Source organism: Streptomyces sp. NPDC037410, from assembly GCF_055602235.1.
In genome coordinates this window covers 167,876-186,967 of record NZ_JBVJWR010000005.1, presented here as the reverse complement: position 1 = coordinate 186,967, position 19,092 = coordinate 167,876, and the positions used below count along the sequence as shown (strand labels likewise).

The following is a 19,092-nucleotide window of genomic DNA, read 5'->3' as shown; positions in this document are numbered from 1 at the left end:
ATGAATATACGGCCGGACGGAAAGTCATTGACTCCGTCCGGCCGTCCTCATAGGGTCATCCCGCATGGAGCTGATCCAGCAGAACCCCGATATACAGGCATACCTCGCGGCGAGTGAGACCGTCGACCATGAGCATCCGCGCGTCAGGGAGATCTCCGACCGCCTCGCCGACGACCACCCCGACGCATACTCATACGCCGAAGCGGCCTACCACTTCGTCCGCGACGCCATCCCGCACTCCATGGACTCCGGCGATCTCCGCGTCACCTGCCGGGCCTCCGACGTCCTGGAGGCGCGCACCGGCATCTGCTACGCCAAGTCCCTCGCGTACGCCGCGCTCCTGCGCGCCCGGGGCATCCCCGCCGCCCTCTGCTACCAGCGGCTCACCGAGGACGACGGCACGGACCCGGTGATCCACGGCCTCGTCGCCGTCCTGCTGCCCGGCGAGCGCGCCTGGGCACGCCAGGACGTGCGGGGGAACAAGCCGGGCGTCGACGCCCGGTTCTCACTGACGCAGGAGCGGCTCGCCTACCCCGTACGGCCGGAGCTCGGCGAGGTGGACTACCCGGAGCTGCACGCCGAGCCGCACCCCGTCGTCCTGGGAGTCCTGAAGGCCGCCCAGGACCGCCCGCACCTCGACCGGACGCTGCCGGCGGAGCTCTGAGCCCCAGGGGCGGCCTTCGAAGGGCGGGGAAGGGGTTCCGTCAGCCGGCGTCCTTGACCTGGGCCGGCGTCGGAGCCGTACCGCCGAGGTGCGCCGGCACCCACCAGGTGTCGCTCGCGTCCTTCGGGCGGACCGGGTAGGCGCGCTGCGCGGCCTCCAGGAGCTCCTGGACGCGCTCGCGCAGCCGCCGGGTGATCGCGCCCGCGTACTGGTCGGAGGGGGCCTCCAAGGGCTCGCCGACGCGGATCGTCACCGGGATGTGGCTCCGCTTGAAGTTCCGCGGCCGGCCCTTCGTCCACACCCGCTGGGTGCCCCACAGCGCCATCGGGATCAGCGGGACGCCCGCCTCCTGCGCCAGGCGCGCCGCACCCGTCTTGAAGCTCTTCAGGGTGAAGGACTGGGAGATGGTCGCCTCGGGGAAGACGCCGATGATCTCGCCGGCCCGCAGCGACTCCAGGGCGTGCTTGTACGCGTGCTCGCCCTGGGTGCGGTCCACCGGGATGTGCTTCATGCCGCGCATCAGCGGCCCCGAGATCTTGTGCTTGAAGACCGAGTCCTTCGCCATGAAGCGCACCAGACGCTTCTGGGGCAGGGCGGCCAGGCCGGTGAAGATGAAGTCCAGATAGCTGATGTGGTTGCTCACGAGCACCGCGCCGCCGGTCTTCGGGATGTGCTCCGAACCCTGGGTGTCGATCTTCAGGTCGAGCGCCTTGAACATGGTCAGGGCGGCGCCGATGACCGGCCGATAGACGAGTTCTGCCATCGGAGAGGAACCTCTTCTTCATGTGCCCGGAGCGGTTTCTCCCGGCGAAGTTACGCGGCCGTAGGTTTTCGGCTTTGGGCAGATCGTGCCCCATGTGGGGCCCCGTGACCAGTCCAGACGGCTTCGTAGGGGGAGATTCTCGTCACTCGCGGTGGTCGTGGCGGGAATCGATCGGCGTCGTGCGACGCTGCACCGGGGGAACGGCTGAATGAAGGGGAGTGGGATGACCGAGGTCCTGGGGCCGGAGGCGCTCGGCACCGAGCTGGGGGAGCGGGCGACCCTCGTCCAGTTCTCGACGGCCTTCTGCCAGCCCTGCCGGGCCACCCGCCGGACCCTCGCCGAGGTCGCCGCGATGGTGCCCGGCGTGGGGCACGTGGAGATCGACGCCGAGGAGCGGCTCGACCTGGTCCGCGAGCTCGGCATCGCCCGTACCCCCACCGTCCTCGTCCTCGACGCCGCCGGGCGCGTCGTCCGCAGGGCCGCAGGACAGCCCCGTAAGGCGGACGTCATCGCGGCCCTGGGCCGGGCCGTCTGACCGGCCGTCTGACGACCGGCCGTCTGACCGCAGGGGCCCCCGCCGGGCCCGGGCCGTCTGACGGCGTGACACTTCTCCCACATCCCGGTACGCACTTGACTGCACCGGTCACCGATCGTCACCCTGACGGAGTGCCCATAGAACTCCTTCTCTACGGCCGGGCCCACGTGGATCTGGCCCGCAACGCGAGCGCGCGCTGTCCGGGTGTCTGACCACCCCAGGACCCCTCTCATGACGCCCTCGCAGAAGGACAACTCCATGACGGTTTCGCCCGAAGTCCGTACCGTTCCCACGATCGGCGCACCCCGGCAGGCCTCTCCCGATCTGCTCCGCTCCGTCTTCCGCCGGCACGCCGCCGGCGTCGCGGTCGTCACCGCGCACGGTGAGCGCCCGGTCGGCTTCACCGCCACCTCGCTCAACTCCGTCGCCGCCGAACCCCCGCTGATCTCCTTCGGGGTGGGTACGGGTTCCTCCAGCTGGCCCGTGATCTCCGAGGCCGAGCACATCGGCGTGCACATACTCGGCGAGCACCAGCAGGAGCTCGCGGCCACGTTCGCGCGCAGCGGCGCCGACCGCTTCGGCGAGGGGACCCGCTGGAGCCTCGGCCCCGAGGGCGTGCCCGTGCTCGACGGTGTCCTCGCCTGGCTGGTCTGCCGCGTGGTGGCCCGGGTGCCCGCCGGTGACCACCGGATCGTCATCGCGCAGGCGGTCGCCGGGGACCCGGACGGGGCGGGCCGTCCGCTCCTCTATCACCACGGCCGCTTCAACGCGCTGCGCGACTGAGAGTTCCCCCGCGCGCCGCTCTCCGCGCGTTGGCAAGGTCACATGCCTGAGCGCTTGCTCATGGGTAACGGACTGGGTGTACTGGCGAGTAATATTTCGGTCGGGGCGTCCGGCGCCCCGACCGGAAACCCGCCCTTCAGGCGCCTATGCTGCGAGCAACAAGGCAGCCCAGTTATGACGATGCAGTAGGAGAGCCGGCGTGAGCTTGAGGATCGTTGTCTGTGTGAAGTACGTGCCCGACGCCACCGGCGACCGGCACTTCGCCGATGACCTGACCGTCGACCGCGACGACGTCGACGGCCTGCTGTCGGAGCTCGACGAGTACGCGGTCGAGCAGGCCCTGCAGATCGCCGAAGAGGCCGACGACGCCGAGGTCACCGTGCTCACGGTCGGCCCCGAGGACGCCAAGGACGCGCTGCGCAAGGCGCTCTCCATGGGCGCCGACAAGGCGGTCCACGTCGAGGACGACGACCTGCACGGCACCGACGTCATGGGCACCTCGCTGGTGCTCGCCAAGGCGATCGAGAAGGTCGGCTACGACGTCGTCATCGCCGGTATGGCCTCCACCGACGGCACCATGGGCGTGCTCCCGGCGATCCTCGCCGAGCGCCTGGGCGTCCCGCAGGTCACGCTGCTCTCCGAGGTCAAGATCGAGGACGGCGTCGTCACCGGCCGCCGTGACGGCGACACCGCCTCCGAGCAGCTTCAGGCCTCGCTTCCGGCCGTCGTCTCCGTGACGGACCAGTCGGGCGAGGCCCGCTACCCGTCCTTCAAGGGCATCATGGCCGCCAAGAAGAAGCCGGTGGAGTCCCTGGACCTGGACGACCTGGAGATCGACGCCGACGAGGTCGGTCTCGAGGGTGCCTGGACCGCGGTCGACTCCGCCGCCGAGCGTCCGGCCCGCACCGCCGGCACGATCGTCAAGGACGAGGGCGAGGGCGGCAAGCAGCTCGCCGAGTACCTCGCGAGCCAGAAGTTCATCTAGCCGCTGGGCTCGCGTGAGCCGCTGAAGTCCGCCCCCGTTTCTTCCGCAGGAGATTGAAGTCCCATGGCTGAGATTCTCGTCTACGTCGACCACGTCGACGGAGCCGTCCGCAAGCCCACCCTGGAGCTGCTGACGCTCGCCCGCCGCCTCGGCGACCCGGTCGCCGTCGCCCTCGGCAACGGCGCCGCCGACACCGCCGCCGCGCTCGCCGAGCACGGCGCCGTGAAGGTCCTCACCGCCGACGCCCCCGAGTTCGCCGAGTACCTCGTCGTCCCGAAGGTCGAGGCCCTCCAGGCCGCGTACGAGTCTGTGTCCGCCGCAGGCTCCCTGGCCGCCGTGCTCGTCCCGTCCTCCGCCGAGGGCAAGGAGATCGCCGCCCGCCTCGCGGTGCGCATCGGCTCCGGCATCATCACCGACGCCGTGGACCTGGAGGCCGGTGACGAGGGCCCGGTCGCGACGCAGTCCGCGTTCGCCGCCTCCTTCACCACCAAGTCCCGTGTCTCCAAGGGCACCCCGGTCATCACGGTCAAGCCGAACTCGGCCCCCGTCGAGGCCGCCCCGGCCGCCGGCGCCGTCGAGGCGCTCGCCGTCTCCTTCTCGGAGAAGGCCCACGGCACCAAGGTCACCTCCCGCACCCCGCGCGAGTCGACGGGCCGCCCGGAGCTGACCGAGGCCGCGATCGTGGTCTCCGGCGGCCGTGGCGTCAACGGTGCCGAGAACTTCGCGATCATCGAGGCGCTCGCCGACTCGCTCGGTGCCGCCGTCGGCGCCTCCCGCGCCGCCGTCGACGCCGGCTGGTACCCGCACTCCAACCAGGTCGGCCAGACCGGCAAGTCGGTCTCGCCGCAGCTGTACATCGCCTCCGGCATCTCCGGCGCGATCCAGCACCGCGCGGGCATGCAGACCTCGAAGACCATCGTCGCCATCAACAAGGACGCCGAGGCTCCGATCTTCGACCTCGTCGACTACGGCGTCGTGGGCGACCTCTTCGACGTCGTCCCGCAGCTCACCGAAGAGGTGAAGTCCCGCAAGGGCTGATGACCTGCGGTTCTGTCGGTCCCGGGGGGGGGGGGGGGGGGGGGGGGGGGGGGGGGGGGGAGGTGGGGGGGGGGGGGGGGGGGGGAGAGAGACAGCAAGGCATCCCCCCCCCCCCCCCCCCCCCCCCCCCCCCCCCCCCCCCCCCCCCCCCCCCCCCCCCCCCCCCCCCCCCCCCCCCCCCCCGGTGGTTTCGGACAACCATTGACGCAGGTCCCGACGCCTACTAACTTCGCTATACGGATTGTTGATTCCGTGCAGCGGAAAACAGGAGGATGCAGGATGGGTCAGCAGGAGAAGGTGTCGACGAGCCTCGCCGGCGCGGTCAGCGAGGGCATCAGCGCCTCCCTCGCAGCGGTGGACGCCGAGCTCGACCGGCGCTACCCGGGAGACCCCGGCACCCGCCAGCCCGTCCACACCGTCTACGTCCCCGGCAACGCCTTCGACGCCGGAACCATCCGCTCCTGGGGCGACCAGGCCCTCGCCGCCCTCGACGAGCACGCCCCCGACGCCGCCTCCTTCGCCGCCGTCCTCGGCCTCTCCGACGACCTCGCCGAGGACGTCTACGGCCGCGTACGCGCCAAGCTGGAGCGCGAGCCCATCGAGGACCTCCGCGTCGACTTCGAGGACGGCTACGCCGGTACGGACGAGGACCAGGACGCGGCCCGCGCCGCCCGCCTGATCTCCGCGGCGTACGAGAACGGCACCGCCGCCCCGTACATGGGCATCCGGATGAAGTGCATGGAGTCCGCCGTACGCGACCGCGGCATCCGCACCACCGACGTCTTCCTCACCGGCCTCCTGGAGAACGGCGGCCTCCCCGACGGCCTCGTCCTCACCCTCCCGAAGGTCACCTACCCCGAGCAGGTCTCCGCCTTCGTCCGCCTCCTGGAGGCCTTCGAGAAGGCCCACGGCCTCGACGCCGGCCGCCTCGGCTTCGAGATCCAGATCGAGACCAGCCAGTCCATCCTCGCCAGCGACGGCACCGCCGCCGTCGCCCGCATGATCGGCGCCGCCGAGGGCCGCGCCACCGGACTGCACTACGGCACCTTCGACTACAGCGCCTGCCTCGGCGTCTCCGCCGCCTACCAGGCCAGCGACCACCCGGCCGCCGACCACGCCAAGGCGATCATGCAGGTCGCCGCCGCCGGCACCGGCGTCCGCGTCTCCGACGGCTCCACCAACGTCCTCCCGGTCGGCACCACCGAGCACGTCCACGAGGCCTGGCGCCTGCACTACGGCCTCACCCGCCGCGCCCTCTCCCGCGCCTACTACCAGGGCTGGGACATGCACCCCGGCCACATCCCCACCCGCTACGCCGCCGTCTTCGCCTTCTACCGCGAGGGCTTCGAGACCGCCGCCAAGCGCCTCTCCGCCTACGCCAACCACGCCGGCGGCGACGTCATGGACGAGCCCGCCACCGCCAAGGCCCTCAGCTCCTACCTGCTGCGCGGCCTCCAGTGCGGCGCCCTCGACACCGCCGAGGTCGACGCCCTCACCGGCATGACCCGCGCCGACCTCGACCGCTTCGCCGCCCCGCGCCGAGGCGACCTCACCGCCACCACCGATCGCTAAACGGTCACTTTCCCGCCAACTGCCCCGTACCCTTGTCGAGTTCACATGATCGACAGGGGGACGGGGCAGCGTGTCATCGGGGGAGAACGGGCGGCTCGCGGGCCGCTACAGAATCGTGCGTCAGCTCGGACGCGGAGGCATGGGCGTCGTCTGGCGGGCCGTCGACGAGGTGCTCGGCCGTGAGGTGGCCGTCAAGGAACTCCGCACGTACTCGGACGCGGCCGCGCCCGAACTGGCCGACCTGCGCCTGCGGATGACCCGCGAGGCCCGCGCCGCCGCCCGGGTCCGCCACCCCGGAGTCGTCGCCGTCCACGACGTCACCGAACACGAGGGTCGGCCCGTCATCGTCATGGAGCTCGTCGAAGGGCCCTCCCTCGACGACGTCCTCGCCGAGCGCGGCACCGTCGACCCCGCCGAGGCCGCCCGCATCGGCGCCCAGGTCCTGGAGGCACTGGCCGCCGCACACGACGTGGGCGTCCTCCACCGGGACGTGAAGCCCGGCAACATCCTGCTCGACCTTCCCCAAGCTCTCGACTCCGCTCGAGCAGGGGAGACCCCAATGGGCCGGATCGTCCTCACCGACTTCGGCATCGCCACGATGGAGGACCCCGGCGACGGCTCCGCGACCCACCTCACGCGCAGCGGCGAGATCGTCGGATCCCTCGACTTCCTCGCCCCCGAGCGCGCCCAGGGACAGGACCCGGGCCCGGCCTCGGACGTGTGGGCGGTGGGCGCGACCCTGTACGCGGCGGTCGAGGGCTCCTCGCCCTTCCGCCGCACGTCCACCTGGTCGACCCTCGCCGCCATCGTCACCGAACCCCTCCCGGAGCCCCGGCGCTCGGGCCCCCTCACCCCGGTCCTGCGCCGCCTCCTGGACAAGGACCCCGCCTCCCGCCCGACCGCACGGGAGGCGGCGCGGCTCCTGGGCGCGGTGGGGGGTGCGGCGCCGGAAGCGCTGCCGGAGCCGGAAGTGGCGCCGGAGGCGGAAGTGGCCCCGGAGACGCCGGCGGCTGCCGTGCCCGCTCCGACGGCTGCCGCGCCCGCGCCTGAGGTCTCCGTGGCGAACCCGTACGCCGGTTCCGTGGAGCCGAATCCGTACGCAGTCGCCGTCGAGCCCCACCCGTACGCCTCGGCCGCCACGCCGCCCGCCGGATCCTTCGGCCCGGCCGTGCCCGGGCCACCCGTGCCGTCCGTGCGGCTCGACGCCGCCGCCGGCGGCTCCGGCGGACGGGCCGCGCGCCGTGCGGAGGCGAAGCCGCGCCGGGGGAGCGTGCTGATCGCCGCCGCCGTGGCCGCCGTCCTCCTGGCCGGCGGGGGCGTCACGTACGCCCTCATGGACCACGACGGCAGCGCGCGGGCCGCCGGGGAGAACCCGCAGGACGGGGGCGGTGGCGCCGCCGCCGGGGGTGACTCCGGCCGTGTCCTCGACCCCGGGAGCAGCACCGCGCCCTCGGGGCGGCCGAGGGGCAGCGCCACCCCGTCCGCCGGCTCGACGCCCTCCGGCCGGGAGTCCGGCGCCGCGGCCGGGGGTGCACCGGCGACCGACGGACCGGGCTCCGACGGCTCGGACCCGGGCGCGGCCGCGGGCGGCGCCGGTTCGGACCCGGCGTCCGGAGCGGGCGGCGGCGGAGGCGGTACGAAGGTCCCGGCCACGGCCGGTGGGAGCAGCACCGCGGGCGGCGGTACGAGCACGACCCGCGCGCCCTCCGGGGGCGGCGCCACGACCGCGCCCACCACCCAGGCCCCGCCGCCCGCCTCCGGCTGCACCGCCTCGGGTTCGTCCGCGACCTGCCAGGTCGTCCGGAGCGCCACCACCACCCGGTACGACGGCGGCGAGATGGGCACGGTCGGCGCCGGTCCGCGCTCCTTCTCCTGCCAGGTCGACCTGGACCGGACCGAGACGTACGGCGGAACCACCAGCCGCTGGTTCGCCCGCACCGACGACGACAGCGGCAACACCAACGTCTACCTCAGCGTGCTCCACCTCTCGGGCGGTGGCGGCGGCGGTCCGGTGGCGGGCCTGCGGATCTGCTGAACGACCGGGAACCGTCCGGCGGATCAGGGCCGGACGGGCCCTGGGCCTCAGACGGCCGGTGGCGCGATCTCGCCCGATCCGCGGGCGAGCAGCGTCGTGCCGAGGACCAGCCGTTCCGGTGCCTCGTCGGCCCCGTCGAGGCGCCGGAAGAGGCGCCGCGCCGCCGTCCGGCCGAGGGTGGCGGCGTCCTGGGCGACGACCGTGACGCCGAGCAGGTCGGCCAGTTCGATGTCGTCGAAGCCGACCAGGGCGACCGGCCGCCCGTGCCGGGCGAGGGCCCGGACCACGGTCACGGTGACCCGGTTGTTCCCCGAGAACAGGGCCGTCACGGGCTCGGGCGCCGCCAGCATCTCCCGTACCGCCGTGCTCACGCGCTCCGGGTCCGTGGAGCCCAGGGAGACCCAGGCGTCCCGGACCGGGAGGCCCGCGTCGTCCATCGCCGCCCGGTAGCCGCGCAGCCGCTCGGCCGCGGTGTGGATGCGGGGACGGTCGCCGATGAAACCGATCCGGCGGTGGCCGTGCGCGATCAGATGGGCCACGCCTCCGCGCGCCCCGCCGAAGCTGTCGGAGAGGACGGCGTCGGCGTCGATGCGCCCGGCGGGCCGGTCGACGAAGACCGTGGCGACACCCGCCCTCATCTCCGGCTCCAGGTACCGGTGGTCGTCACCGGCGGGGATGACGATGAGGCCGTCGACCCGGCGCGCGCAGAGCGCGAGCGCCAACTCCTGTTCCCGGTCCGGGTCCTCGGCGCTCGAACCGTTGAACAGCAGGGCCCCGTGCGCCCGCGCCACCTCCTCGACCGCCCGGCTGAGCGGCCCGTAGAAGGGGTCGGCGAGATCCTCCAGGACGAGGCCGACGGTCGCCGTGCGGCCCTTGCGCAGGACGCGCGCGCTGTCGTTGCGGCGGAATCCCAGGGCCTCGATCGCCTCCCGTACGCGGCGCTCGGTGTCCGGGGTGACGCCCGGTTCGCCGTTGACGACCCGGGACACCGTCTTGAGGCCGACGCCCGCCCGGGCGGCGACGTCCTTCATCGTGGGCCGGGTGCCGTAGCGGGACTCGGGGCGGCGGGCTATGTCTGCCACGGTGCGGGGTTCCTCCGGAGCGGGTCACTCGGTGTGGGGTAGTCGAGTCGATCTCGATTCGAGCATAGAGCTTGGACAACGTTGTCATCACTGGGAGACTGTACGGAACGACTTTCCGTTCCCGCCGCAGACTGGAGACTCCGCGCCCATGGACACCGACCCCGCCACGGGCCTCGTCGCCGCCCTCGACATCGGGGGCACCAAGATCGCGGGCGCGCTGGTCGACGGCGAGGGCCGCATCCACGTCCGCTCCCAGCGGCCCACGCCCGCGCGTGAGGACGGCGAGACGGTGATGGCGGCGGTCGAGGCGGTGCTCGCCGACCTCGCGGCCTCCCCGCTGTGGGAGTCCGCCGGGGCCGTCGGCATCGGCAGCGCCGGTCCGGTCGACGCCTCCCGGGGAACCGTCAGCCCGGTGAACGTACCCGGCTGGCGGGACTATCCGCTCGTCGAGCGGGTCCGCCGGGCCGCCGCCGGCCGGCCGGTCACCCTCGTCGGCGACGGTGTCGCCATGACGGCCGCCGAGCACTGGCTCGGGGCCGCCCGGGGCCACGCCAACGCCCTGTGCCTCGTGGTCTCCACGGGTGTCGGAGGCGGCCTCGTCCTGAACGGCCGGGTCCACCCGGGCCCCACCGGCAACGCCGGTCACATCGGCCACGTCCCGGTGGACCTCGACGGCGAACCCTGCGCGTGCGGCGGGCGCGGCTGCGTCGAGCGGCTGGCCAGCGGACCGCACCTGGCCCGCCGCGCCCTGGAGAACGGCTGGCGGCCGGGACCCGACGGCGACGTCTCCGCCGCCGCGGTGGCCGCCGCCGCCCAGGCCGGGGACCCGGTCGCCATCGCCGCGTTCGAGCGCGCGGCCCAGGCCCTCGCCGCCGGCATCGCCGCCACCGCCGCTCTCGTCGAGATCGACATCGCGGTCGTCGGCGGCGGGGTGGCGGGCGCCGGCGAGGTCCTCTTCGCCCCGCTCCGCCGCAGCCTCGGCGGCTACGCCGCGCTCTCCTTCACCCGGAACCTGACGGTCGTCCCCGCGGCCACGGGCACCGACGCGGGCCTCCTCGGCGCCGCGGCGGCGGCCACCCGCCGAGGATCCGGCGGATGACCGCACCGCCCCGGTCCTAGCCTCCTGCCGGTGCCTGCGGCCCGGTCCCGCTGTTCGTGGTTTCCGTGGCAGGGTGTTGCGGGCAAGCCACTGGGGGCTATCGATGAGGGGGAAACGTGATCGTCTGGATCAACGGTACGTTCGGTGCGGGAAAGTCCAGCACCGCGCGCGAGCTGGTCGATCTGATCCCGAACAGCACCCTGTACGACCCCGAGGTCACCGGCGGGGGACTGCGCCGGCTGCTCCCGGCCAAGCGGCTCGCCGAGGTCGAGGACTACCAGGACCTGCCGATCTGGCGCCGCCTGGTCGTCGACACCGCCGCCGCCCTGCTCGCCGAGGTCGGCGGCGTCCTCGTCGTCCCGATGACCCTGCTGCGGCAGGAGTACCGGGACGAGATCTTCGGCGGGCTCGCCGCCCGCCGCATCGACGTGCGCCATGTGCTGCTCGCCCCGGAGGAAACGATCCTGCGGCAGCGGATCGACGACCGGTCGGAGTACGGCGACCCCGAGGCCGACGCCCGTGTACGCGCGTGGTGTCACCAGCACCTGCCCCCGTACCGCGCCGCCCTCGACTGGCTCGCCGCCGACGCCTACACCGTCGACACCTCGGGACTCACCGCGGCCGGGGCCGCCCGGGCCGTCGCCGACGCGGTCCTGGCCGGCCGGGCCGCTCCCTGCGGGATCGTCCAGACGCCCGAGCCGACCGGCGAGACCCTCGCCGCGGGCGTCCTGCTCTTCGACGAGCAGGACCGCTTCCTGCTCGTCGACCCCACCTACAAGCCCGGCTGGGAGTTCCCCGGCGGCGTCGTCGAGCCGGGAGAACCGCCGGCCCGGGCCGGCATGCGCGAGGTGGCCGAGGAGGTCGGCCTCGAACTCGGCTCCGTACCCCGGCTGCTGCTCGTCGACTGGGAACGCCCCAAGCCCCCCGGCTACGGGGGGCTGCGTCTCCTCTTCGACGGCGGAACGCTCCGTACCGCCGACGTCGAGCGGCTCCACCTCCCCGGCGCCGAGTTGCGCGGCTGGCGGTTCGTCACCGAGGAGGAGGCCGCCGAGCTGCTGCCGCCCGTCCGCTACAGGCGCCTCCACTGGGCCCTGCGCGCCCGCGAACGCGGCACAGTCCTCAACCTGGAGGCGGGCGACCCGGTGGGCTGAGGCCCAAGGGCCCCGGAAGGCTGAGTCCCAAGGGCCCCGGTGGGCTGAGCCCCAAGGGCCCCGGTGGGCTGAGCCCCAGGGCGGCCCTGGTGGGCTGAGCCCCAGGGCGACCCCGGCGGGCTGAGCCCCAGGCGACCCGGTCGGCTGAGGGACCGATTCCGTCAGGCCTGGGCCGCCGCCGCTGCCGCCGTCAGGCGGTCCGCCGTGTCCGTCGTCACCGGTGCCCCGTGCCCGCAGCACAGCACCGACGGCGCCAGCTTCGCGAGCGTCCGCATCGAGTCCAGGGCGAGCGCGCGGTCGACGTGCAGGACGCCGAACATGACGTCCGGCACCGAGGCCACCGTGTCCCCCGTGAACAGCACGCCGTGGCGCGGGAGATGGACGGCGATCGAGCCGGGGGTGTGGCCCGGGGCGTGGACCACCACGGCCCCGTCGCCGAAGCCGAGCTCCTCGCCGTCCTCGACCTCCCGGTCGACCCGCGTCGGCGGTGCCTCCGGCGAGGTCAGGCCGTGCTCGAAGATCGGGACCTCCCAGTCCAGGAGGTCCGGCTCCGGGACCGGGGCCTCGCCCCGGATCACCGGCGCGTCGAGCCGGTGCGCGAGGATCTCGGCACCGTGCCGGTCCGCGAGTTCCTGGGCCGCGCCCACGTGGTCCCGGTGGCAGTGGGTCAGCACGATCCGGCGCAGCCGGTCCGGGTCCAGGCCGACCGACCGTATCGCCGCGCCGATGGCGTCCGCCGTGCCGGCCCAGCCGGCGTCGATCAGGGTCAGCTCCTCCTCGTCCTGCCACAGGTAGGCCTGGCCGATGGAGAAGTCGAGGAGGTGCAGTCGAGGGGTGATCCGGGTCGGTTCGATGGATGCCATACGGCGAACCTACGCATCCGCGCAGGTCCGCCGTATGCTTCTACGCTCTCGGCGAGCTTCGCCGAGCGCTGAACCGACGGGCCGTCAGGCCTGCTTCGACCGGGCGTAGTTGACGAGGAAGTGCGCCTCGGCCACCGACAGGCGCTCCAGCTCCTCGGGCGAGACGGACTCGTTCGGCGCGTGGATCTGCGCCTCCGGCTCGCTCAGACCGATGAGGAGGATCTCCGACTCCGGGTAGAGCGAGGCCAGCGTGTTGCACAGCGGGATGGAGCCGCCCTGGCCCGCCGTCTGCATCTCCTCGCCGGGGTACGCGATCCGCATCGCCTCGGCCATCGACGCGTACGCCGGGCTCGAGGTGTCCGCCTGGAACGGCTGGCCCTGGCCGACCTGCTCGAACGACACCCGGGCGTCCCACGGCGTGTGCTTCTCGATGTGCGCGTACAGGAGCTTCGTCACCTCGGCCGCGTCCTCGCCCGGCGGCACCCGCAGGCTGATCTGCGCGCGCGCCGACTTCGGGACCGACGGGGTCGCGCCGGCCACCGGGTGGGCGTCGATGCCGATGACCGTGACCGCCGGGCGCGCCCAGATCCGGTCGGCGACCGTGCCGGCACCCGGCAGGGACACGCCGGACAGCACCTTGGCGTCCTGGCGGAAGTCCTCCTCCGGGTACTGGAGGCCCTCCCACACCTGGTCGCTCGCGAGGCCGTCGATGACGGTGGAGCCGTCCGGGCCGCGCAGCGAGTCCAGGACGCGGATCAGCGCGGCCAGCGCGTCGGGCGCGGCACCACCGAACTGACCGGAGTGCAGATTGCCCTCCAGGGTGTCGATCGTGACCCGGATCATCGTCATGCCGCGCAGCGTCGCGGTCACGGTCGGCATGCCCACGCGGAAGTTGCCCGCGTCGCCGATCACGATGGCGTCGGCCGTGAGCAGTTCGGGGTGCTGCTCCGCGTACCGCTCGAGACCGCCGGTGCCCTGCTCCTCCGAGCCCTCGACGATGACCTTGACCGTCACCGGCACGCCGCCGTTCGCCTTGAGGGCGCGCAGCGCGAGCAGGTGCATGATGACGCCGCCCTTGCAGTCGGCGGTGCCGCGCCCGTACCAGCGGCCGTCCCGCTCGGTCAGCTCGAACGGCGGGGAGAGCCAGATGGACTCGTCCAGCTTCGGCTGCACGTCGTAGTGGGCGTACAGGAGGACGGTCGGCGCGCCGACCGGGCCGGGCAGGACGCCGTACACGGCCTGCGAGCCGTCCGGGGTGTCGAGCAGCGCCACGTCCTGGAAGTCCTCGGTGCGCAGGGCGTCCGCGACCCAGTTCGCCGCGGCCTCGCACTCGCTTCGCGGGGCCACGGCCTCGTCCGCCACCGACTCGAAGGCCACGAGCTCCGTGAGCTCGGCCTTGGCCCGGGGCATCAGTGACCGGACGGTCTCGGCGATCGGATTCGAAGTCATGGGCACGCTCCTGATGGGTGCGACGTTACGACGTGAGGACGGCGTCCGTCGTATGTCGTGGTACGGCGAACGCACCGCCGATCCTACGGGCGGGGCCCTGGCTACCGCGCCGTAGGATGCGTCAGGCAGACCACCGGTCGGATCAGGAGCAGAAGCACACGTGAGCAGCGAGCACGCAGAGAACGCCGGTCCGGAGCACACCGAGCCCGAGAACGCGGCTGCCGCGGCCGCCGGGAGCGCCGAGGCGGAGCCGGCACGGCTCCCGGACGACGCGGCGCCCGACGGGGAACCGGCCGGCTCGTCGGAGGGGTCGTCAGCCGGGGAGCCGGCGGAGGTCTGGGACGTCGTGGTCGTCGGCGCCGGCCCGGCCGGTGCGTCCGCGGCCTACGCGGCGGCGGTCGCCGGCCGCCGGGTGCTGCTCCTGGAGAAGTCGGAGCTGCCCCGGTACAAGACCTGCGGCGGCGGCATCATCGGCCCCTCCCGCGACTCGCTCCCGCCGGGCTTCGAACTGCCCCTCCAGGACCGGGTCCACGCCGTCACCTTCTCCCTGGAGGGACGCTTCGCCCGCACCCGCCGCTCGCGCCGGATGCTCTTCGGGCTCATCAACCGTCCGGAGTTCGACGCGCAGCTCGTCGAGCACGCGCAGAAGGCCGGAGCCGAACTGCGGACCGGGGCCACGGTGTCCCGCGTCGAGCAGCACGGCCCGGCGGTGCCGGACCGGCGGACCGTCGCCGTCGTCCTCGCCGACGGCGAGACCGTCCTCGCGCGCGCGGTCGTCGGTGCCGACGGCAGTGCCAGCCGGATAGGCGCCCATGTGGGGGTGAGGCTCGGTCAGGTCGACCTGGGTCTGGAGGCGGAGATTCCCGTGCCGCCGTCCGTGGCGGAGGACTGGAAGGGGCGGGTCCTCATCGACTGGGGGCCGATGCCCGGCAGTTACGGCTGGGTGTTCCCCAAGGGGGACACGCTGACCGTCGGCGTCATCTCGGCGCGCGGCGAAGGCGCCGCCACCAAGCGGTACATGGAGGACTTCGTGGCCCGGCTCGGCCTCGCCGGCTTCGAGCCCTCGATCTCCTCCGGTCATCTGACGCGCTGCCGCACCGACGACTCGCCGCTCTCCCGCGGCCGGGTCCTGGTCTGCGGTGACGCGGCGGGCCTCCTGGAGCCGTGGACCCGCGAGGGCATCTCGTACGCGCTGCGCTCGGGTCGTCTCGCGGGCGAGTGGGCGGTGCGGGTCGCCGAGTCGAACGACGCGGTCGACGCGCGGCGCCAGGCCCTGAACTACGCCTTCGCCATCAAGGCGGGCCTCGGGGTCGAGATGGCGGTCGGGCGCCGGATGCTCGCCGTCTTCGAGCGGCGGCCCGGGCTGCTGCACGCGGTGATCACGGGACTGCGCCCGGCCTGGAACGCCTTCGCCGACATCACCCGCGGTTCCGCCACGCTCGGTGGCATGGTCCGCTCGAACGGCATGGCCCGGCGGGCCCTTGAGCTCCTCGACAAGCGCATGGACACCTCGGCGGGAGTCGGCCCGGCCGGGCGGGGCGTCAGCCCGCGCGAGCGCGCGGCGTCCGAGCCGGAGAGCGCCCCGGAAGACGTCTGACCGTTCGTCACGGGCCCCGTCGTCCCGGCCGGCATCACGCCGCCGGGGTGGCGGGGCCCGTCGTCGTGATGCGGAAGACGGGGTGCTTCGGGGCGATGGCCCGCAGCTCCTCCGGGGAGGAGTCGGGGCCGACGCCGTCGAAGAAGACGCCGACCTCGGCCTTCCAGCGCTTGAGGTAGGCGCGGAGCAGGACGGGCTTGTCGTCGTCGCCGACCTCGACGGCGGTGAACTCCTGCACGTGCTTGCCCAGGTGCAGCTGGCCGCCGCCGGCCGCCCGCATGTTGTGGGTCCACTGGACGTGGCCGCGGGGGGCGACGAGGTACTGGGAGCCGTCCACCGTCAGGAGGTTGACGGGGGTGCGGCGCCATTCGCCGCTCTTGCGGCCGCGGACGGCCAGGACACGGGAGCCCCAGACGCTGATGCCGCGGCGGGTCATCCAGGCGACGGCGCGGTTGAAGACGTTCACGGTGAACCAGCCGGGCTTCATGACGTGGGCGGCGGGCTGAGCGGACATGTGGGCCTCCTGCGGAAGTCTCGCGGAATCCTGCGGAATCATGCTGCGATCGAAACTGTGAGCACTGCTCTCGCTTGAGATCAGTGTGCACGGTTCTGCGTCGGCACGCAAGAGCGGTGCTCTCGTTTCGTTCCAGTGCTCTGAAAGTGGCACACTGCTCTCCATGACGACCGTTCGAGGAGCCCGCGCCCGCGCCCGCATCGAGATCACCGCCGCCATCAAGGACGAGGCCCGCACCCAGCTCGCCGCCGAAGGCGCCGCCAAGCTGTCCCTGCGCGCCGTCGCCCGCGAACTGGGCATGGTGTCCTCCGCCCTCTACCGCTACTTCCCCAGCCGCGACGACCTGCTCACCGCCCTCATCGTCGACGCCTACGACGCCGTCGGCGCCGCCGCCGAACAGGCGGCCGCCGGGGCCGGGGCCGAGCGCCCCCTCGACCGCTGGACCGCCACCTGCAGGGCGGTCCGCGCCTGGGCCGTCGCCCACCCCCACGAGTACGCCCTCATCTACGGCTCTCCGGTCCCCGGCTACACCGCCCCCCAGGACACGATCGCCCCCGCCTCCCGCGTCGGTCTCGTCTTCATCGACATCGCCCGCAGCGCCCACACCGGCGAGGGAGTCGCCCTCAGGCCCCTGCCGGACACCCTGGCGCCCGAAGCCGCGCGCATCAGCGCCGACATCGCCGCGGACCTGCCGCCGGCACTCATCGTCGCGCTCGTCGCCGCCTGGTCGCAGCTCTTCGGCCTCGTTTCCTTCGAGGTCTTCGGCCAGTTCGACAACGTCGTCGAGGACCGCGACACCTTCTTCGCGGCGGCGGCCCGCCGCCTGGGCCAGGACGTGGGCCTCCTCCCGCGCGGCTGACCCGCCGCCCGGGCCGTGTTCCTACTCCGGCGGGAGTACGCGCGACCACCCCGCCGGGCTGACGTGCGCGCGGGGCGGTCGCGGCTAGCGTGACCGGTATGGAAGCGGGCATGGACGAGGAGCGACCGGGCGGGCCCTGGCACGGGCCCCGACGGGGGCCCCGACGGGGACACGGCGGCCGCGAGCCCGGGCGTGAGCCGGGCCGCACGCCACGGCGCGACCCCGGCCGCAGGTTCCGGGAGCCGAGGTGGCGGGACGGTGGGGGTCTGGCCTGGCGGTCGACCGTGCTGATCGCCGTCCTCGTCATGGTGGGCACCGGTTTCTCCGCGCGCAACCAGCCGGACCGGGAGGCGCTCGACGCCCTCGGGCGGGCCCTGCTCCTGCTCGGGGCGGTCCCGCTGCTGTTCCGTCATCGCCGGCCCGTGCCGGTGGTGTTCGCCGTCGCGGCCGTGACCCTCGGCTACCTCGCGGCCGGCTACCCGTACGGCCCGGTCTTCGTCATGGTGGCCGTCGCCTGCTTCGCGGCCGTCGTCCACGGCCACCGGACCGCCGCCTGGTGGGCCATCGGCCTGCTCTGGGCGGGCCATCTGCTGCTCGCCCACTGGCTCTACCGCTATCTGCCCCCGGCCGGTGACGGGCCCGCGCCCTGGGGGCAGGAGCTGCCCGCCGCCGCGTTCGCCGTGGCCGTGCTCGCCGCGTCCGAGGTCGTACGGGTACGGCGCGAGCAGCACGCCCAGCTGCGGGCCGAACGGGCCGCCGCCGAGCGGCGCCGCGCCGACGAGGAACGGCTCCGCATCGCCCGCGAACTCCACGACGTGCTGGCCCACTCGATCTCCGTGATCAACGTGCAGGCCGGCGTCGGACTCGCCCTCCTGGACTCCGACCCCGAACAGGCCAGGACCGCGCTGACCACCATCAAGGCGGCCAGCAAGGAGGCGCTCGGCGAGGTCCGGCAGGTCCTCGACACCCTCCGTACCCCCGGTGACGTCCCCCGCGCCCCGGCCCCCGGCCTCGACCGGCTGCCCGAACTCGTCGAGCAGGCCGCCGCCGCGGGCCTCACGGTCACCGTCTCGACCAGCGGCGCCCCGGCGGCCCTGCCGCCCGGCGCCGACCTCGCCGCCTTCCGGATCGTGCAGGAGGCGCTCACCAACGTGGTGCGCCACTCCGGTTCGCGTGCCGCACGGGTCCGGATCGCGCACGGCTCCGGGAGCCTGGAGCTGACCGTCGACGACGACGGCCCCGCCACCGGCACGGAGGCCGGCGGCAGCGGGAACGGACTCGCCGGAATGCGGGAGCGGGCCGCTGCCCTCGGTGGCACCATCGAGGCGGGTATCCGCCCGGACGGCGGCTTCCGCGTCCACGCCGTCCTGCCGCTCCGTACGAAGGAGACCCCGTGATCCGTGTCCTGCTCGCCGACGACCAGTCGCTGGTGCGGGCGGGATTCCGCGCGCTGCTCGACGCCCAGCCCGACATCGAGGTGACCGGCGAGGCCGCCGACGGCGACGAGGCGGTGGACCGGGTCCGGGCGCTGCGCCCCGACGTCGTGCTCATGGACATCCGGATGCCCCGGCTCGACGGCCTGGAGGCGACCCGGCGCATCACCGAGGACCCGGACCTCGGCGGGGTCCGGGTCGTCATGCTGACCACCTTCGAGCTCGACGAGTACGTCTTCGAGGCGATCCGCGCGGGCGCCTCCGGCTTCCTCGTCAAGGACACGGAACCGGAGGAGCTGCTGCGGGCCGTGCGGGCCGTCGTCCACGGGGACGCGCTGCTCTCCCCGGGCGTCACCCGCCGGCTCATCGAGGAATTCGCGGCCCGCTCCAAGGCCCCGGCGGCGACGGCCGCGCTCGGCGCCCTGACCGAGCGGGAGCGGGAGGTGATGGCCCTGGTGGGGATCGGCCTGTCGAACGAGGAGATCGCCCGGCGCCTGGTCGTGAGCCCCCTCACCGCCAAGACCCATGTGAGCCGCGCGATGGTGAAGCTGGGCGCCCGGGACCGCGCCCAACTCGTCGTCCTTGCCTACGAGTCGGGCCTGGTCAGGCCGGGCTGGCTGGGCTGAGGGGGCGGGCGCCGCCGTCCGGGCGGTGTTTGCGGGCCATCGCT

The 19,092-nt window shown here is 73.7% G+C and carries 18 protein-coding genes; 13 read left to right on the top strand and 5 right to left on the bottom strand.

The features are described 5' to 3' along the window. The first annotated feature begins 64 nt into the window (after positions 1 to 64). Positions 65 to 664 carry a transglutaminase-like domain-containing protein gene (locus ACZ7HT_RS10320; protein WP_471162548.1) on the top strand — a complete coding sequence of 200 codons (600 nt, stop codon included), beginning with the start codon at positions 65 to 67 and terminating at the stop codon, positions 662 to 664. A 40-nt stretch (positions 665 to 704) separates the two neighbouring features. Here the strand turns inward: ACZ7HT_RS10320 and ACZ7HT_RS10315 are convergent, their stop codons facing one another. Then, positions 705 to 1,427: a lysophospholipid acyltransferase family protein gene (locus tag ACZ7HT_RS10315; RefSeq protein WP_471162545.1), complete on the bottom strand. Its 723-nt coding sequence runs from the start codon at positions 1,425 to 1,427 to the stop codon at positions 705 to 707. A 223-nt stretch (positions 1,428 to 1,650) separates the two neighbouring features. Here ACZ7HT_RS10315 and ACZ7HT_RS10310 point away from each other — a divergent pair, with 223 nt between their 5' ends. From ACZ7HT_RS10310 to ACZ7HT_RS10285, 6 genes are all read left to right on the top strand, one after another. Beyond that, entirely contained in the window at positions 1,651 to 1,962 is a 312-nt protein-coding gene (locus tag ACZ7HT_RS10310; RefSeq protein ID WP_471162543.1) for a TlpA family protein disulfide reductase, read from the top strand. A 258-nt stretch (positions 1,963 to 2,220) separates the two neighbouring features. Next, positions 2,221 to 2,745, top strand: a complete 525-nt coding sequence (locus ACZ7HT_RS10305; protein WP_471162540.1) for a flavin reductase family protein — start codon at positions 2,221 to 2,223, stop codon at positions 2,743 to 2,745. Positions 2,746 to 2,944: 199 nt separating this feature from the next. Then, positions 2,945 to 3,730, top strand: a complete 786-nt coding sequence (locus ACZ7HT_RS10300; protein ID WP_471162537.1) for an electron transfer flavoprotein subunit beta/FixA family protein — start codon at positions 2,945 to 2,947, stop codon at positions 3,728 to 3,730. A 63-nt stretch (positions 3,731 to 3,793) separates the two neighbouring features. Further along, positions 3,794 to 4,768, top strand: a complete 975-nt coding sequence (locus tag ACZ7HT_RS10295) for an electron transfer flavoprotein subunit alpha/FixB family protein (protein ID WP_471162534.1) — start codon at positions 3,794 to 3,796, stop codon at positions 4,766 to 4,768. A 279-nt stretch (positions 4,769 to 5,047) separates the two neighbouring features. Further along, positions 5,048 to 6,340 (top strand): DUF6986 family protein, encoded by a 1,293-nt coding sequence (locus ACZ7HT_RS10290; protein WP_471162532.1) that lies wholly within the window; start codon positions 5,048 to 5,050, stop codon positions 6,338 to 6,340. A 70-nt stretch (positions 6,341 to 6,410) separates the two neighbouring features. Then, positions 6,411 to 8,375 carry a serine/threonine-protein kinase gene (locus tag ACZ7HT_RS10285; RefSeq protein WP_471162529.1) on the top strand — a complete coding sequence of 655 codons (1,965 nt, stop codon included), beginning with the start codon at positions 6,411 to 6,413 and terminating at the stop codon, positions 8,373 to 8,375. A 47-nt stretch (positions 8,376 to 8,422) separates the two neighbouring features. Here the strand turns inward: ACZ7HT_RS10285 and ACZ7HT_RS10280 are convergent, their stop codons facing one another. Continuing rightward, positions 8,423 to 9,457: a LacI family DNA-binding transcriptional regulator gene (locus ACZ7HT_RS10280; RefSeq protein WP_471162527.1), complete on the bottom strand. Its 1,035-nt coding sequence runs from the start codon at positions 9,455 to 9,457 to the stop codon at positions 8,423 to 8,425. A 148-nt stretch (positions 9,458 to 9,605) separates the two neighbouring features. Here ACZ7HT_RS10280 and ACZ7HT_RS10275 point away from each other — a divergent pair, with 148 nt between their 5' ends. Together ACZ7HT_RS10275 and ACZ7HT_RS10270 are read left to right on the top strand one after the other, a co-directional pair. Further along, positions 9,606 to 10,556 carry an ROK family protein gene (locus ACZ7HT_RS10275; RefSeq protein ID WP_471162524.1) on the top strand — a complete coding sequence of 317 codons (951 nt, stop codon included), beginning with the start codon at positions 9,606 to 9,608 and terminating at the stop codon, positions 10,554 to 10,556. A 116-nt stretch (positions 10,557 to 10,672) separates the two neighbouring features. Beyond that, positions 10,673 to 11,707 carry an NUDIX hydrolase gene (locus ACZ7HT_RS10270; protein WP_471162521.1) on the top strand — a complete coding sequence of 345 codons (1,035 nt, stop codon included), beginning with the start codon at positions 10,673 to 10,675 and terminating at the stop codon, positions 11,705 to 11,707. A 161-nt stretch (positions 11,708 to 11,868) separates the two neighbouring features. Here the strand turns inward: ACZ7HT_RS10270 and ACZ7HT_RS10265 are convergent, their stop codons facing one another. Both ACZ7HT_RS10265 and ACZ7HT_RS10260 read right to left on the bottom strand, forming a co-directional pair. Further along, positions 11,869 to 12,570, bottom strand: coding sequence for an MBL fold metallo-hydrolase (locus tag ACZ7HT_RS10265; RefSeq protein WP_471162518.1), 702 nt, complete (start codon positions 12,568 to 12,570; stop codon positions 11,869 to 11,871). A gap of 84 nt (positions 12,571 to 12,654) precedes the next feature. Continuing rightward, complete coding sequence (locus ACZ7HT_RS10260) at positions 12,655 to 14,019, bottom strand: M20/M25/M40 family metallo-hydrolase (protein WP_471162515.1); 1,365 nt, start codon at positions 14,017 to 14,019, stop codon at positions 12,655 to 12,657. 346 nt (positions 14,020 to 14,365) lie between these two features. Between ACZ7HT_RS10260 and ACZ7HT_RS10255 the strand changes: the two genes are divergently transcribed. Beyond that, on the top strand, positions 14,366 to 15,616 hold the full coding sequence (locus ACZ7HT_RS10255; RefSeq protein ID WP_471163093.1) for a geranylgeranyl reductase family protein: 1,251 nt from the start codon (positions 14,366 to 14,368) through the stop codon (positions 15,614 to 15,616). A 34-nt stretch (positions 15,617 to 15,650) separates the two neighbouring features. Here the strand turns inward: ACZ7HT_RS10255 and ACZ7HT_RS10250 are convergent, their stop codons facing one another. Next, positions 15,651 to 16,130 carry a nitroreductase family deazaflavin-dependent oxidoreductase gene (locus ACZ7HT_RS10250; RefSeq protein WP_471162512.1) on the bottom strand — a complete coding sequence of 160 codons (480 nt, stop codon included), beginning with the start codon at positions 16,128 to 16,130 and terminating at the stop codon, positions 15,651 to 15,653. A 163-nt stretch (positions 16,131 to 16,293) separates the two neighbouring features. Between ACZ7HT_RS10250 and ACZ7HT_RS10245 the strand changes: the two genes are divergently transcribed. The 3 genes from ACZ7HT_RS10245 (at position 16,294) to ACZ7HT_RS10235 (ending at position 19,048) form a co-directional block, all read left to right on the top strand. Further along, on the top strand, positions 16,294 to 16,989 hold the full coding sequence (locus ACZ7HT_RS10245) for a TetR/AcrR family transcriptional regulator (RefSeq protein ID WP_471162509.1): 696 nt from the start codon (positions 16,294 to 16,296) through the stop codon (positions 16,987 to 16,989). A 110-nt stretch (positions 16,990 to 17,099) separates the two neighbouring features. Then, entirely contained in the window at positions 17,100 to 18,386 is a 1,287-nt protein-coding gene (locus tag ACZ7HT_RS10240) for a sensor histidine kinase (RefSeq protein ID WP_471162506.1), read from the top strand. Beyond that, complete coding sequence (locus ACZ7HT_RS10235) at positions 18,383 to 19,048, top strand: response regulator transcription factor (RefSeq protein WP_471162503.1); 666 nt, start codon at positions 18,383 to 18,385, stop codon at positions 19,046 to 19,048. The genes ACZ7HT_RS10240 and ACZ7HT_RS10235 overlap by 4 nt, the downstream gene beginning before the upstream one ends. Positions 19,049 to 19,092 lie beyond the last annotated feature (44 nt).